The organism is Halococcus qingdaonensis (genome assembly GCF_024508235.1).
GTDB lineage: Archaea > Halobacteriota > Halobacteria > Halobacteriales > Halococcaceae > Halococcus > Halococcus qingdaonensis.
In genome coordinates this window covers 1,206,514-1,220,474 of the sequence record NZ_CP101943.1, presented here as the reverse complement: position 1 = coordinate 1,220,474, position 13,961 = coordinate 1,206,514, and the positions used below count along the sequence as shown (strand labels likewise).

14 protein-coding genes and 1 pseudogene are annotated in these 13,961 nt (G+C 64.1%); 12 read left to right on the top strand and 3 right to left on the bottom strand.

Annotated features, from left to right (window positions below):
• The first annotated feature begins 71 nt into the window (after positions 1-71).
• Complete coding sequence (locus NO363_RS06365; RefSeq protein ID WP_256687730.1) at positions 72-695, top strand: DUF7282 domain-containing protein; 624 nt, start codon at positions 72-74, stop codon at positions 693-695.
• A gap of 3 nt (positions 696-698) precedes the next feature.
• On the opposite strand, the gene NO363_RS06360 is transcribed toward NO363_RS06365, so the two are convergent.
• Entirely contained in the window at positions 699-1,256 is a 558-nt protein-coding gene (locus NO363_RS06360) for a metal-dependent hydrolase (RefSeq protein ID WP_256687934.1), read from the bottom strand.
• 98 nt (positions 1,257-1,354) lie between these two features.
• Between NO363_RS06360 and NO363_RS06355 the strand changes: the two genes are divergently transcribed.
• From NO363_RS06355 to NO363_RS06305, 11 genes and pseudogenes are all read left to right on the top strand, one after another.
• Positions 1,355-2,368, top strand: coding sequence for an N-acetyltransferase DgcN family protein (locus tag NO363_RS06355; RefSeq protein ID WP_256687728.1), 1,014 nt, complete (start codon positions 1,355-1,357; stop codon positions 2,366-2,368).
• Positions 2,365-3,405, top strand: a complete 1,041-nt coding sequence (locus NO363_RS06350) for a dipeptide epimerase (RefSeq protein ID WP_256687727.1) — start codon at positions 2,365-2,367, stop codon at positions 3,403-3,405. Before NO363_RS06355 ends, NO363_RS06350 begins: the two co-directional genes overlap by 4 nt.
• 272 nt (positions 3,406-3,677) lie before the next feature.
• Positions 3,678-4,136 (top strand): universal stress protein, encoded by a 459-nt coding sequence (locus NO363_RS06345; RefSeq protein ID WP_256687725.1) that lies wholly within the window; start codon positions 3,678-3,680, stop codon positions 4,134-4,136.
• Between the two features lie 84 nt (positions 4,137-4,220).
• Positions 4,221-5,666, top strand: a complete 1,446-nt coding sequence (locus tag NO363_RS06340) for a substrate-binding domain-containing protein (RefSeq protein WP_256687724.1) — start codon at positions 4,221-4,223, stop codon at positions 5,664-5,666.
• Complete coding sequence (locus tag NO363_RS06335; RefSeq protein ID WP_256687723.1) at positions 5,666-6,646, top strand: carbohydrate ABC transporter permease; 981 nt, start codon at positions 5,666-5,668, stop codon at positions 6,644-6,646. Before NO363_RS06340 ends, NO363_RS06335 begins: the two co-directional genes overlap by 1 nt.
• A gap of 1 nt (position 6,647) precedes the next feature.
• Complete coding sequence (locus NO363_RS06330; RefSeq protein ID WP_256687722.1) at positions 6,648-7,583, top strand: carbohydrate ABC transporter permease; 936 nt, start codon at positions 6,648-6,650, stop codon at positions 7,581-7,583.
• A 6-nt stretch (positions 7,584-7,589) separates the two neighbouring features.
• Entirely contained in the window at positions 7,590-8,771 is a 1,182-nt protein-coding gene (locus NO363_RS06325; protein ID WP_256687719.1) for an ABC transporter ATP-binding protein, read from the top strand.
• Position 8,772: 1 nt separating this feature from the next.
• A complete protein-coding gene (locus tag NO363_RS06320) occupies positions 8,773-8,976 on the top strand; it encodes a DUF8005 family protein (protein WP_256687718.1) in 204 nt (67 codons plus the stop codon).
• A gap of 64 nt (positions 8,977-9,040) precedes the next feature.
• The gene (locus tag NO363_RS06315; RefSeq protein ID WP_256687716.1) at positions 9,041-10,129 is read left to right on the top strand and encodes a Gfo/Idh/MocA family protein; all 1,089 of its coding nucleotides are present in this window, start codon (positions 9,041-9,043) and stop codon (positions 10,127-10,129) included.
• A gap of 126 nt (positions 10,130-10,255) precedes the next feature.
• Positions 10,256-10,903, top strand: a complete 648-nt coding sequence (locus NO363_RS06310) for a TetR/AcrR family transcriptional regulator (RefSeq protein WP_256687715.1) — start codon at positions 10,256-10,258, stop codon at positions 10,901-10,903.
• A 113-nt stretch (positions 10,904-11,016) separates the two neighbouring features.
• Positions 11,017-11,445: pseudogene (locus NO363_RS06305) on the top strand (universal stress protein); the annotation flags it as partial.
• A gap of 720 nt (positions 11,446-12,165) precedes the next feature.
• Here NO363_RS06305 and NO363_RS06300 read toward each other — a convergent pair.
• Both NO363_RS06300 and NO363_RS06295 read right to left on the bottom strand, forming a co-directional pair.
• Complete coding sequence (locus NO363_RS06300) at positions 12,166-13,137, bottom strand: electron transfer flavoprotein subunit alpha/FixB family protein (RefSeq protein WP_256687713.1); 972 nt, start codon at positions 13,135-13,137, stop codon at positions 12,166-12,168.
• Positions 13,134-13,925, bottom strand: coding sequence for an electron transfer flavoprotein subunit beta/FixA family protein (locus NO363_RS06295; RefSeq protein WP_256687711.1), 792 nt, complete (start codon positions 13,923-13,925; stop codon positions 13,134-13,136). The genes NO363_RS06300 and NO363_RS06295 overlap by 4 nt, the downstream gene beginning before the upstream one ends.
• Positions 13,926-13,961: the final 36 nt, after the last annotated feature.

Here is a 13,961-nt window from a genome sequence, read left to right as displayed (position 1 = left end):
TCGATCGTGGTGGCCGTCGCTCGATCGCCGCGGGCCGACGGTTTTTACCCGCCGCCGACCTCCGCAGACGTATGCGATCGACACTCGCCGCCATCTGTCTCGTTCTGTTCTGTATCCTGGGAACGGCCGTCGCCCCGGCAGCGGCCCAATCCCAGCCGGTCCAGCCACAGCAGGGTGACGGCGTCCGGACACCGAACGCGACGATGGTCTTCACCGACCAGACCACGAACGGGACGACCGTTCAACTCAACTCCGTCAACCTCTCGCAGGGCGGATTCGTGGCGATCCACGACGCGAACCTCACGGACGCGAACGACACCGTCGGCAGCGTCATCGGTGTCTCCGAGAAACTCGGTGCCGGCCCCCACCAAGACGTACGGGTGCGGCTCTACGGGGTCGACGGGCGCGAGTTCAACCAGTCGCGACTGCGGACGAACGGTTCGCTGACCGCGATGGCACACTTCGACTCGAACGGGAACGACCGTTTCGACTTCGTCCGATCGAACGGGAGCGTCGACGGGCCGTACGTCGCGGGGACGGGGACGATCACCGAGAGCGCCGTCGTCTCGGTCGAACGCGAGGAGACGACCCCCGACAGCGCGCTCGATATCGGTCTCGTTCCGATCGTCGCCGCCGGGCTCGTGGTGGTCCTGCTGATCGTGCTCGCGGCGGTCGTGGTCCGGCGTCGGCGGTAACCCTCAGCCCTCCGACCCGCTCCGTCGCGAACGATACCAGCCGCGAAGTGCGCCGAGACCCGGCCGACCGTCACGCAGCCAGGCCAGTACCGCGAGCGCCACGAGGAGGAACTCGAACGCCACGAGCGGCGTGAGTTCGAAGTCGAGCAAGTGGATGGCGAACCCCATGCTGGTGTCGTAGGCGGGCTGGTCGAGCACCGGCCAGCCGAGATAGCGGACGTAGGCGTATTCGCCGGCGAGCAGCGGCGACAGCGCGTCGGCGAACGGGTGGGTGACGTAGCCGACGGCGAAGGCGAGCGCCGGCCGCGTCAGCCCATGACGGCGGGCGTACGCGTAGACCAGCGTACAGACGATGGCCGCCGTGAGCAGCGAGTGGGCGAACGAACGCCCGCTCGGCAGCACGTGAAACGTCCACGCGAGCGGTTTGTCGACGAGATCGGGAAACTGCGTGCCGACGGCGACCGCGACCGCCGCCCCAGCGCTCGGCGCTCTCCCGAAGCGCCAGCGCGAGAGCGCGGTGTAGACGAGATAGCCGACGGCGAGATGTCCCCACGGCCACATACATCCCGTTACCGCCGTCGCCGCCTTACCCGCTTCGAAGCCGTCCGACGCATCGTAGATGGTCGGCATTTAACTCCTTGCTCGCCCTCCCGGGAGACATGACCGTCGCACTGCTCGCTCACGAGAAGTTCCCCGAGGACGCGAAGACCGCCGTCAGCATGCTCCGATACGCCGACGAGGAGATCGTCGCGGTGCTCGATCGCGACCGCGCCGGCACGCGCGTCAGCGATCACCTCTCGGGTGTCCAGGACGCACCGATCGTCGCCGGCATGGACGATGTCGACGACTGCGACGAACTGCTCATCGGTATCGCGCCGATCGGCGGCGGCTTCGACGATTCGTGGCGACCCGATGTCCGGGCCGCGCTGGAACGTGGCTGTGACGTCACCGCCGGACTGCACTACTTCCTGAACGACGACGAGGAGTTCGCCGATCTCGCCGCGGCGAACGACTGCGAACTCCACGACGTTCGCGAGCCGTCGCCCGATCTGACGGTGAGCGAGGGGGTCGCCGACGAAGTCGACGCCGAGGTGATTCTCACTGTCGGAACGGACTGTTCGGTCGGGAAGATGACCGCGACGCTCGAACTCTACGAGGCCGCCCGCGAACGGGGCGCGGACGCCGCGTTCGTCCCGACGGGCCAGACGGGTATCATGATCGCGGGCTGGGGCAACCCGATCGATCGCGTCGTGAGCGACTTCACCGCGGGCGCGGTCGAGGAGATGATCCTGGAGAAGGGCAACGACCACGACTACCTCTTCGTCGAGGGGCAGGGCTCGATCATCCATCCGGCCTACTCGGCGGTGACCTGTGGCATCCTCCACGGCGCGATGCCCGACGAGCTCGTGCTCTGTCACGAGGCGGGCCGCGAGGCGATCCACGGCTACGAGGATACCCCACTCCCGGCGCTGCCTGAGTACGTCGATCTCTACGAGAACCTCGCCGGTCCGGTCCACGACGCCGACGTCGTCGCGGGTGCGCTCAACACCCGATCGCTCGACACCGACGAGGGCGCGCGCTCGGCCGTCGACGCCTACTCACAAACGCTTTCGGTGCCGGCGAGCGATCCGATCCGCTTCGGGAGCGACGAGCTGCTGGAGGCGCTGTTGTGAGTCTCGAGACGAGCTTCGAGCGGCTGACGCTCGACCTCGCCGACCCGTTCACGATCTCCCGTGGCACGCAGGAGACCGCCGAAAACGTGCTCGTGCGGATCTCGGACGGCGAGCACGAGGGTATCGGCGCGGCTGCCCCCTCCGAACACTATGGCGAGACCGCCACGACCGTCGAGGCCGTCCTTCCCGATCTGCTTGCCGTCGTTGAGGAGGTCGGCGATCCGCACGCGCTGGACCGCATCGAACGAGAGATGAAAGCGCGCGTCCGTGATAACCCTGCCGCGCGCGTGGCGGTCTCGATAGCGCTACACGACCTCGCGGCGAAACGCCTCGACGTCCCGCTCCATCGCTACTGGGGGCTCGATCCCGAAGCCACGCCGGCGACCTCCTTCACGATCGGGCTCGACAGCACCGAACGGATGCGCGAGAAGACCGAGAGCGCGGTCGAAGCGGGTCACTCGGTGCTGAAAGTGAAACTCGGCACCGACCGCGACCGCGAGATCGTCGACACGATCCGTGACGTCGCCCCCGACGTCCACCTGCGCGTCGACGCCAACGAGGCCTGGACGCCCCACGAAGCGCTCGACAACATCGATGCGCTCGCCGATTTCGATGTCGAGTTCGTCGAACAGCCCGTCCCGGCAGAGAACGGATCGGGGCTCGAATACGTCCACGAGCGCTCACCGCTTCCCATCGCCGCCGACGAGTCCTGCGTGACGCTCGCGGATATCCCTCACGTCGCTGAGCGTGCCGACATCGCCAACATCAAACTGATGAAATGTGGCGGGCTGCGCGAGGCCAAACGGATGATCCACGCGGCGCGCGCCCACGGGTTGGCGGTGATGTGTGGCTGCATGATCGAGTCGAACGCCGCCATCGCCGCCGCCTGCCAGCTCGCGCCGCTGCTCGACTACGCCGATCTCGACGGCTCGCTGCTGCTCGCCGACGATCCCTATGAGGGGGTGCCGATCAAGGGCGGCGAGATCGATCTCCGTGGTGTCGAACGATCCGGGACGGCTGCCCGGGCGCTCGACTGAGCGGTTAGACGGGTCGGGATCGCTGGCCAGTGGGGAGTCGCTCTGGCGTCGTACCTCGACGCGACGATCGGCGGGCCCGGCAGTCCGTACGGCTTCTTCGTCATCGCCGCTGCTGGCCTGTACGCCCTCGTCACGGTCGCTGCGGCGCTCAACTATCTGCGTCGATGCTGGCCGACGTTCGGTGGCGTTGCGAACCAGCGCTCCCAGGAGGAGTGAGGGCCAGCCGCCGCTCGCGCCCATAGAACTATGTAAGAGCTCGTGAATGTGTGGGTATGGCACTCGAAACCGTTCTCCTGGCACTCGGACCGGGTGACGCCGAGCGCGTCGATAGATTGGCCGAGGAGACGATCGACATCGCTGGTCCGTCCGGGGCGACGGTCGTTCTGGGTCACGTCTTCACCGAGTCCGAGTACGAGCGCGCCATCGACCGGTTGGGGTTTGATCCCACGGCCACCGAGGTGTCGCCACAGGAGGTGGCGGGTCGCCACGCGACGGTTCGCGACCTCGCCGAGCGGCTCGAAGCGGCGGGCGTCGCCGTCGCCGTCGGCGGCGCGATCGGCGAACACGGCGAGAGCATCGTCGGGTTAGCCGAGGAGTCGGGAGCCGACATGGTCATCGTCGGCGGGCGGCAGCGCTCGCCGGCCGGGAAGGCGGTGTTCGGCTCGACGGCACAGACGGTGATGCTCTCGGCACCCTGCCCGGTGACGTTCGTCCGGGCGGATACGTCGTGATGGGGCCGATCCGCCCGTCGGATGGCGATTGCTTGCCTGTGCCTCCAGTAGATATAAGTATATGTGCAATTTCATTTCAGGACGATGCGTGAGTCCATCACACATGGGGGTGGTGATCGCTCCCGTCGCACCTTCCTGCGGACCGCGGGCGCGTCGGGAGCTGCGGTCGCGCTCGCCGGCTGCATCGCCGGCGGCAGCCAAACCGATGCGAACACCGTCCGGTGGGTGACCGATTCGACCGGGGCGGACAACGCGGGCGCGATACGGAAAGCGCTCTGGAACGCGGGGCTGTCGAAGGACATCTATCTCGACGTCATCGCCGGGCCCCAGAACACGGGTACGCGCCAGTCGCAGTACACCCGGTGGCTCTCGGCCGGACTCGAGGATCCCGACCTCCTGATGATGGACAACGGCTGGGCGCTCAACTTCATCAACCGCGACCAGCTGCTCAACCTCAGCGACAACCTGCCCGAGCGCGTCCTGAAGAAGGTCAACAACGACTACTTCCAGGCCAGCGTCGAGACTGCCAGAGGCGACGATGGCGATCTCTATGCGGTACCGCTGTTCCCTGACTTCCCGACGATGCTCTACCGGAAGGATCTGGTGAAACAGGCGGGCTACAACCCCGAACAGGAGAACTGGGCGACGGAGTCGATGCGCTGGAAGAAGTTCTCGAAGGTCGTCGCCGACACGAAGCAGCAGGCGGGCCTCCAGTACGGCTTCTCCTTCCAGGGCAACCTCTACGAAGGGCTCGCCTGCTGTGACTTCAACGAGTTCATGACGAGCTGGGGCGGGGCGTACTTCGGCGGTCGGGATACCCTGTTCGGCCCGATCGGCAAACGCCCGGTGACGGTGGGCGAGAAGCCGGTCGTCGATGCGGTGAAGATGGTGCGGACGTTCATCTTCGGGTCGAACGCGCCCAACACGCTGGACGGCTACGAGCAGATCTCGCCCAACGCGGTGCTCGGCTGGATCGAGGACTCCTCGTTGGGCCCGTTCACCGGCGGGAACGCGGTCGCGCTGCGCAACTGGCCGTACGCGATCGCGACCGCCGGTGCCGACGACGCGCTCGGCACACAGAAACTCGGCGTGATGCCGATCCCCTACGCCGTTTCCGAGAACAAATCGAAGTACAAGAACATCGGCGGGCCGGTGGCCGCTCTCGGCGGCTGGCATATGACCGTCAACCCGAACTCGTCTCAGCGTGGGAAGGCGCTCCAGGTCATCGAGGCGATGACCCAGCCGTCCTTCCAGCTCAAACTGTTCGAACTCACCGGCTGGCTCCCGCCGAACCAGAAAGTGCTCGACTCGCGGCAGGCGAAGCAGGTGCCGATCGTCGGCAACTACATCGAACAGCTGCGCGTCGCCGGCGAGAACGCGATCCCGCGCCCGGTAAGCGTCGTCTGGCCACAACAGTCCGGCCAGATCGCCCAGCAGGTCCACGCGGGTCTCTCCGGCGACAAGCCACCGAAACGGGCGATGAACGAACTGAAAGACCAGCTCGCGGCGATCGAGAACTACAACCGATAATGGCAACTGAACCATCGACCGAGGCCGGACGACGCTCCGGCGTATATGCACGCGCGGTCCGCTGGCTCGAAAACCTGAGCGAGACGGCGTTCGCCTACTTGCTTCTGGCACCGGCCTTCCTCCTGCTCGTGGTGATCGCCTTCTGGCCGCTGTTGAGCACCTTCCGGATGTCGCTGTTCGCCGACAGCATCAGCGGCGCGGCCCAGCTCGGCGAGTTCGTCGGGCTGGAGAACTACATCAACCTGCTCACGGGACAGCTCGACACTGTGGCGCTGCCACAGCCGTTTTTCGACCCGAGCGCGCCGTTCCAGAGCGCGCTCATCGTGACGTTCATTTTCACCATCGTCAGCGTCTTCTTCGAAACGATCATCGGGCTCGGCCAGGCGCTGGTGCTCGATCAGAAGTTCCGGGGCCGGCGCTGGGTTCGCGTCGCCATCATCATCCCGTGGGCGGTGCCGATCGTCATTCAGGGGATGATGTTCTACCTGCTGTTCCGATCGGGGATCGGCCCCGGCGTCGCCGTCGTCGAGGCGCTCGGCGGATCGACGTCGCCGCTGGTCAACAGCGCCGAGGCGCTACCGATCATCATCCTCGCCGATATCTGGAAGACCACCGCGTTCATGGCGCTGTTGATCCTCGCGGGGCTCCAGAGCGTCGATCGCAGCCTCTACGACGTGGCGAAGGTCGCCGGCGCAACGAAGTGGCAGCAGTTCAAGACGATCACGTTCCCGCTGGTGTTGCCGACGGTGCTGGTCGCGATGTTGTTCCGGACCATCGCCGCGATGCGGATCTACGGGCTGATCGAGACGACGGCGAGCTGTACGACGGTCCCCTCGTTGTCCTGTCTCGTCGTCACGACCTTCAGCACCCGACGGTACGGGACCGCCTCGGCGGTGGCGTTCGTGACGGCGGCGATCATCGGCATCGTCGTCTCGGTCTACATCGTCAGATACTGGCAGGGTTCGGAGGGGGGCGTCTGAGATGGCGGGCGCACAGGCGAGCGAGACGAGCGACGAGGACGACGCCGGTCCGTTCACGCGTTGGGTCAAGAAGTCGATTCGCAACCCCGATCGGACCTACCGGGCGATGTTCTACGTCGTCACGATCTTCTTCCTGATCACGACGCTGTTCCCGTTCTACTGGCTGCTGGTGCTCGCGCTCACCCCGACGGATCTCGTCGATCAGGCAGGACTGCTTCCGGCGGGGTTCAACCCCGAGGCGTTCATCACCATCTTCGAGCAGCTGCCGTTCCACGTCTATCTGTTCAACAGTTTCGTCATTGCCCTCGGGACCACGGTCGTCGTCCTCGTGTTGGCGAGCCTCGTCGGCTACGTCTTCGGCCGGCTGGATTTCCCCGGCCGGGGTATCCTGATGATCCTCGTGCTCGCCATCTCCTATTTCCCGCCGGCGGCGTTCCTCCTGCCGCTGTTCAGGCTCTTCACGGGCAACATCGAGATCTTGGGGTTGAGCAGTCCGTTCGTGTTCAACTCGCCGATCGGCATCGGCCTGCCGCTCAGCGCGCTGTTCATGCCGTTGTCGATCTTCATCCTCACCACCTTCTACGGGCAGATCCCCGACGGGTTGGAGGACGCCGCGCGCGTGGAGGGCACGACCCGGCTGGGGGCGCTGTTCCGGGTGATCATTCCGCTGTCGGCACCCGGCGTGGCGACCGCGGGCGTGCTCACCTTCATCAACGTCTACAGCGAGTTCTTCTTCTCGTATCTGATGACCGACGGCCAGGCACAGAACTGGGGCCCGCTCGTCTGGGGCATTCTCGGCTATCAGACCCAGTACGCGGCATCGTACAACCTGATGGCGGCCGCGAGCATCATCGGCGTGTTGCCGGTGGCGATCCTCGTGGTGATCGCCCAGGAACGAATCGTCAGCGGCCTCACCAGCGGCGCACTCAAGGAGTGATCAACCATGGCAAACGTCACGCTCGAAGGAGTCACGAAACGGTACGACGACGTCGTCGCGGTCGACGACATGAACCTCGAGATCCCCGACGGCGAGTTCGTCACGCTCGTCGGCCCCTCCGGCTGTGGGAAATCGACGACGATGGAGACCGTCGCCGGTCTCACGAAACCCACCGAGGGGACGATATACATCGGTGATCGGGAGGTGACGGATCTGCCGCCGAAGGACCGCGGGATCGCGATGGTGTTCCAGAACATCGCGCTGTTCCCGCATATGGACGTCTACGACAACATCTCGTTCGGGCTGCGGCTCCGAAACTTCGACCAGGACGAGACCGATCGCCGCGTCGAGAACGCCGCCGAGACCGTCCAGATGCAGGGGATGCTCGATCGGATGCCAAGCGAAATGAGTGGGGGACAGCGCCAACGCGTCGCCATCGCCCGCGCGCTGGTGCGCGAGCCCGACGTCTTCCTCATGGACGAACCGCTGGCGAATCTGGATGCGAAGCTCAGAGTGCACATGCGCACGGAGCTCCAGCGCATCCACCGCGAACTCGATACGACCGTCATCTACGTCACCCACGACCAGGCCGAAGCGATGACGATGTCCGATCGGATCGCGGTCATCGATGGCGGCCGACTCCAGCAGATCGATCCGCCGCTGGTCTGTTACAACGAACCGGACAACCTCTTCGTCGCGGGGTTCATCGGCTCGCCGAGCATGAACTTCGTCGAGGGGACGGTGGATTCGGACGGCTTCGATTCCGAGTACGTCGACGTCGCGTTCGACGTCGGCCCGATGGCGCTCGGCGAAGGTGATGCGGTCACGCTCGGCATCAGGCCGGAGGACATCTATCCCGCCGGGGAGGCCGGCTCGGTCTCCGACTCCACCGCCGAGATCGAGACGACCGTCGACGTGCTCGAACCGATGGGCGACGAGATCTTCGTCTATCTCCTGCTCAGCGAGGACGCTGAAAGCGATCTCGAAGACCCGGAAGCCGGCGATCAGCTCCAGATGAGCGTCGATCCGGCTTCGGATATCGAAGCCGGCGACAGCGTCTCCGTCGTATTCGACCGCGGGAAAGTCCACCTGTTCGATACGGACACCGGCCAGGCGCTCGAACACGGGCTGGTCCAGCCGACGCAGGCCGAGGGAACGACCGGAACGGGGGCCGAGACGGACGATTGAGATGGTCACCGATATCGGACTGCTCTACGTCGGCGGGATGTCGCTCCTGTTCGTCTTCTGGGCCTACGGGCTGGTGTCGTTCGTCCTCGACGTGAAGAACAAGTTCATCCCGTTGACCCGGCAGTATCTCCGCGGGCGACGGCGGGAGAAAGAGGAGGCGGAACGTGAGGCCGAACGCGAGGAGCGTGAGGAGCAGTTGTACTGAGAGCATCCCCCGAACCGAGGCGAGAGCGGTATTCTTACAACGAGCGCCCCCATAGCTAGTGGATATGCCCTCCTCTTCTCCGACCATCGGAATCATCGGACTCGGGAACATCGGGCGATTCCACGCCGACCGACTCGTCGACAACGACGCCGATATCGTCGGTAGCGACATCGACCCCGACGCACGCAGCCGCTTCGCCGACTCGTACGCGACCACCGCCTACGCGGACGTGACCGACCTGTTCGACGACGCCGACGGCGTGATCGTCGCGACGCCGAATCGCTTCCACGAGGAGTACGCCATCGCGGCGCTCGACGCGGGGCTGGACGTCCTGCTCGAAAAGCCGGTCGCCCACTCGCTCGAAAGCGCCGAGGCGATCGCCGCCGCCGCCGAGGAGCACGAGGGCTTCGTCATGACGGGATTCAAAAACCGCTTCTCGAACCCCGTCGAGGTGCTCAAGAGCTTTCAGGAGGAGGGTCGTTTCGGCACCCCTCGCCACGTCGAGGCGAACTACATCCGCCGGCGCGGCATCCCGGGGCGTGGCTCGTGGTTCACCAGCCAGTCGGCCTCGGGCGGCGGGTCGCTGATCGACATCGGCGTCCACGCGATCGATCTCGCGCTCTTCTTCCTCGATTTCCCGGAGGTCGTCGAGGTGTCGGCGACGACGCGCTCGGCGTTCGGCTCGCGCGAGGACTATGCCTATCTCGAAATGCTCGGCGAGGATCTCGGCCCCTCGGAGTTCAACGTCGACGACTCGGTGAGTGCGTTCATCCGCTGTGCCGACGGAGCGACGGTGAGTCTCGAAGCTGCGTGGGCGACCAACCGCCCGACCAACCACGAGTTCCTCCTCCGGGGGACCGAGGCGGGCGCGCTGTTCGACCGCAATGAGAACAGTCTGACGATCTACGAGAGCAGCAACGCCGGTGTCGACCATCTCACCGATACGACGGTGACGACGCGTCCGAACGACGACATGCTGGCCGAACAGGCCGCGTTCATCGAGGGCATCGAGAGCGGCACGCCGCCCGAACGGAACACGATCGCCGAGGGGCTGACCGTCCAGCGCGTCATCGACGCCATCTACCGATCGGCCGACGCCGGGCGTGCCGTGCGCCTCGATCGGACGCAGGACGCAACGGTCGAACTCGACTGACCCGGTCGCGACGCGTCGGTCTCCGTTCTCCTCGCCAGCATCCGAATGGGTCGGCTCTCTGCCTCTCGCCGTGTGCCATGCGTGGGACACAAACTATAACCGCTCGACTGGTTAACTAGATAGTTAGTGAGCGAGACGAACGCGGACGACATCGATGCGGCGGACGACACTGCGGAGCAGGCGGATTCGGGGACGGCGAACGAGGCGATCATGGAGGCGACCTATCGGGCGCTCCGTACGCATGGGGCAGCCGATCTCTCTGTACAGGCGATCGCCGACGAGTTCGACAAGAGCAAATCGCTGATCTTCTATCACTACGACTCGCGCGAGGATCTCCTCTCGTCGTTTCTCGCCTATCTCCTGGAGAACTTCAAGAACCGGGTCGCGGCCAGCGAGATCACGGATCCGGTGACGCAGCTCGACGGGCTGATCGACAGCCTGCTGTACGGGCCCGACGACAACGAGTCCTTCCAGATCGCGATGCTCGAACTCCGCTCGCAGGCCCCGTTCAACGAGGCCTACCGCGATCAGTTCCGCCGGAATCGTGCGTACGTCCACCGGCTGACCGCGCGCGTGATCGACTGTGGGATCGACGACAGCGTCTTCGCTCCCGTCGATCCCGACTACATCGCGACGCTACTGCTGACGATGATCGACGGCGCACGCCTGCAGCTGGTGGTGCTCGGCGACGAGACGATCCTCGATACCACGCGTGCAGCGATCGATGACCGACTCGACGAGACGCTGTTCGCCGATCAAAGACCGTCCGATTGAGAAGTGTGCGCCCGTATGACGGTGTCAGTACCGTTCACGACACGATTTTCCACACAGCAGCGAGACGCGTGTGATTTAATCACCGCAGGCGAACTGCTCGCCGAGAACGTTCGATGTACGACACCATCTTGGTCCCGACCGACGGCAGTGAGGGAGCAGAAGCGGCTGCACGACACGCACTGACGCTCGCGAACGCGTTCGACAGCGACCTGCGCTTCCTGAGCGTCGTCGACGATCGCTCGCCGGGCAGCGGTTTCGCTGGGCTCGATTCGCTCGCCGACGAGCAACGCGACGCGCTCGACGAGGGTGCAGCCGAGAACCTCCGATCGCTCGAAGCGCTCGCGACCGACGCCGCCATCCCGTTCGAGTCGTCCGTCGAACACGGGATTCCCCACCGGACGATCCTCGATCATGCCGACGAGCACGACGCCGATCTCGTCGCGATGAGCACACACGGGCGCACGGGCCTCCAGCGCGTGTTCGTGGGCAGCGTGACCGCTCGCACGGTCAGGACGAGCGACGTTCCGGTGCTCACGACCCGATAGCTCCCGGCACCGATTCGACCACGACGAGATCGCCCGGAGACAGCAACTCCTTCGTACTGTTTTAGTACGCCTCCTCTTATCTACGAATACTCCATTCAACGATAGGAATTCATATACTAATTGAAATTAGCCACTTCCAATTATGATGAGAATACTGTTATCACTGAGGTCACAGTTGTGCAATGAGCGCTCAACGATTATTCTCTTTGCGCCGGTAGTAGCATCACGGACGCTTCGACTGATGGTCGTCGATCGTCCCGTCTCTATGCCATCGGACATACCACGATATACGCTTCTCTACAATCCAACAGTTTGGCAAATAATTTCGGAAAGGCTATCTATACGCCTCTTACTACATTCATATGCGATTGATCTAACCGTTATTCGGACGTATTCCAGAATAGAATGCTATCCACCATCGGATCGTACACCGTGACAACGACTTGTTCTCCGGGGATGGTTATCGGGAATTTTCCGCGCTCAAATCAACGAAACAACTCCTCATCACGTGCTGCTTAAAACTGTATATGTCACACGAAAAACATTCTGTATAACCGATCAAAAGCAGGAAAAGACATTTTGCTATCATAGTACTATTCTGAACAGATAGGAGGAAGTAAGCCAAAATCACCATCCGGATAATCCTGAAAAACGACTTCGTATAATCGGTAATCGATTCTCGCTGATACCGATACCAGCGCTGCCCCTCCCGTCGTTTCAGAGTGCGGGCGGTTCGCCACCGAAGGCTTCGATGAGGGCGGGAACGACGTCGAAGAGGTCGTCGACGACGCCGTAGTCGGCGAGATCGTAGATGGGGGCGCTCGCGTCGGTGTTGATGGCGACGATGGTGTCGGCACCCTTCATGCCGGCGACGTGCTGGACGGCCCCCGAGATGCCGATGGCGATATACACATCAGGAGTGACGACCTTCCCGGATTGGCCGACCTGCCGGTTTTTGGGCAGCCAGCCGTTGTCGACGATCGGCCTCGATGAAGAGAGCGTCGCACCGAGCGTGTCGGCCAGCGCTTCGACGAGCGCGATGTTCTCTTCTTCCTCGATACCGCGCCCGACGCTCACCAGAACGTCGGCGTCGGTGATGTCGACGTCGCCACCACCGACTTCTTGGAACCCAGTCACGGTCGAGCGGACGGCCGATTCGTCGATCGAGACGTCGAATTGGCTGATTTCGGCATCGCCAGTGGCCTCGGCGGGTGGCCACTCGCCGGGGCGGATCGTCAGTGCTACCCGATCGGCGTCGACCTCGACCACTGTCTCGACTTTCGAGCCGTACATCTCGCGAGTGACGGCCAGTTCGTCACCGTACTCGACGTCGATGGCGTCGGTGACGAGTGGCAGCGACAGACTGTTAGCAACAGCTGGTGCGTAGTCGAGCCCGTTGACCGTGTTGGGTAGCAGGAGCAGTTCCGGAGCCAGTTCGTCGAAGAGCGCTTCGACGATTTGAGTGTAGACGTCGTGATTGAACTCCTCGCCCTCACTAATCGTGTGAATCGTATCGACGCCCTCGCGGTTCAGTTCCTCGGCGAACCCGTCGACGTCGCCGCCGATGACGGCCACGTGGAGGTCGCCACCGGCGGCGTCGGCGAGGTCGCGCCCGGCAGTGACGAGTTCGAAGCTCACATCACGGAGGTCGCCGCGGCGGTGTTCGGCGACGGCCAGAATATCGCTCATGCTTCGACCCCCTCGTCGCGGAGGAGCTCGGCGAGTTGGTCGGCCTCCTCGTCGGGGCTGCCCTCGAAGAGGGTGGCGTCGCTTTCGGTCTCCGGTTCGTAGAGCTCGGTGAGTGACACCGCACTGTCGGTGACGTCAGATTCAAGACCCAGTTCGTCGAGGGTTTTGGGCGCGATCTCCTTGGACTGGGCCTGCCGAATCCCGCGCAGGCTGGCGTACCGTGGTTCGTTGATCCCCGTCTGGATGGTCAACACAGCGGGTAGTTCGACGTCAGTGAACTCCTCGACACCACCTTCGAGTTCGCGGTGGACCGATGCGATGTCGCTTCCTGGTTCGTACTCCAGATCGTTGACGACGGCGGCCCACTCGAAGCCGACTTCCTCGGCGAGGGAGACTCCGGTCGCGCCGAAGGCGGTGTCGTCGGATTGGACGCCAGCGAGAACGAGATCGGGCTGTTCGTCCTCGACGACGGCCGCCAGAACGTCGGCTTTGGTCTCGCTGTCGAGGTATTCCGTCGCCTCCAGATTCTCGTCCCAGACACGGACGGCACGATCGACACCCTTGGCGAGCGCCATGCGGATGGTTTCGTCGGCGCGTTCAGGTCCGATCGTCACCGAGACGACCTCGACATCGTCGCCCGCTTCTTGGAGCTGGACGCCCGCCTCGACGGCGTAGTCGTCCCACTCGTTGAGATCGTAGTTCAGGTACTGCTCGTCGATGGCCAGCCCGTCGATTTCGAACTCGTCCTCGACGTCGGCCACCTCCGCCACTGCCACCAGAACCTTCATACAGTCGTTCGTTTCCTCTTGCTATTAACGATACCG

Bases quoted from the DNA above. Each gene is read 5' to 3' on its own strand.
- NO363_RS06295 (WP_256687711.1), bottom strand. From the start codon at position 13,925: ATGAAGGTTCTGGTGGCAGTGGCGGAGGTGGCCGACGTCGAGGACGAG.
- NO363_RS06330 (WP_256687722.1), top strand. From the start codon at position 6,648: ATGGCGGGCGCACAGGCGAGCGAGACGAGCGACGAGGACGACGCCGGT.
- NO363_RS06360 (WP_256687934.1), bottom strand. From the start codon at position 1,256: ATGTGGCCGTGGGGACATCTCGCCGTCGGCTATCTCGTCTACACCGCG.
- NO363_RS06320 (WP_256687718.1), top strand. From the start codon at position 8,773: ATGGTCACCGATATCGGACTGCTCTACGTCGGCGGGATGTCGCTCCTG.
- NO363_RS06300 (WP_256687713.1), bottom strand. From the start codon at position 13,137: ATGAGCGATATTCTGGCCGTCGCCGAACACCGCCGCGGCGACCTCCGT.
- NO363_RS06355 (WP_256687728.1), top strand. From the start codon at position 1,355: ATGACCGTCGCACTGCTCGCTCACGAGAAGTTCCCCGAGGACGCGAAG.
- NO363_RS06365 (WP_256687730.1), top strand. From the start codon at position 72: ATGCGATCGACACTCGCCGCCATCTGTCTCGTTCTGTTCTGTATCCTG.
- NO363_RS06325 (WP_256687719.1), top strand. From the start codon at position 7,590: ATGGCAAACGTCACGCTCGAAGGAGTCACGAAACGGTACGACGACGTC.
- NO363_RS06340 (WP_256687724.1), top strand. From the start codon at position 4,221: ATGCGTGAGTCCATCACACATGGGGGTGGTGATCGCTCCCGTCGCACC.
- NO363_RS06335 (WP_256687723.1), top strand. From the start codon at position 5,666: ATGGCAACTGAACCATCGACCGAGGCCGGACGACGCTCCGGCGTATAT.
- NO363_RS06345 (WP_256687725.1), top strand. From the start codon at position 3,678: ATGGCACTCGAAACCGTTCTCCTGGCACTCGGACCGGGTGACGCCGAG.
- NO363_RS06315 (WP_256687716.1), top strand. From the start codon at position 9,041: ATGCCCTCCTCTTCTCCGACCATCGGAATCATCGGACTCGGGAACATC.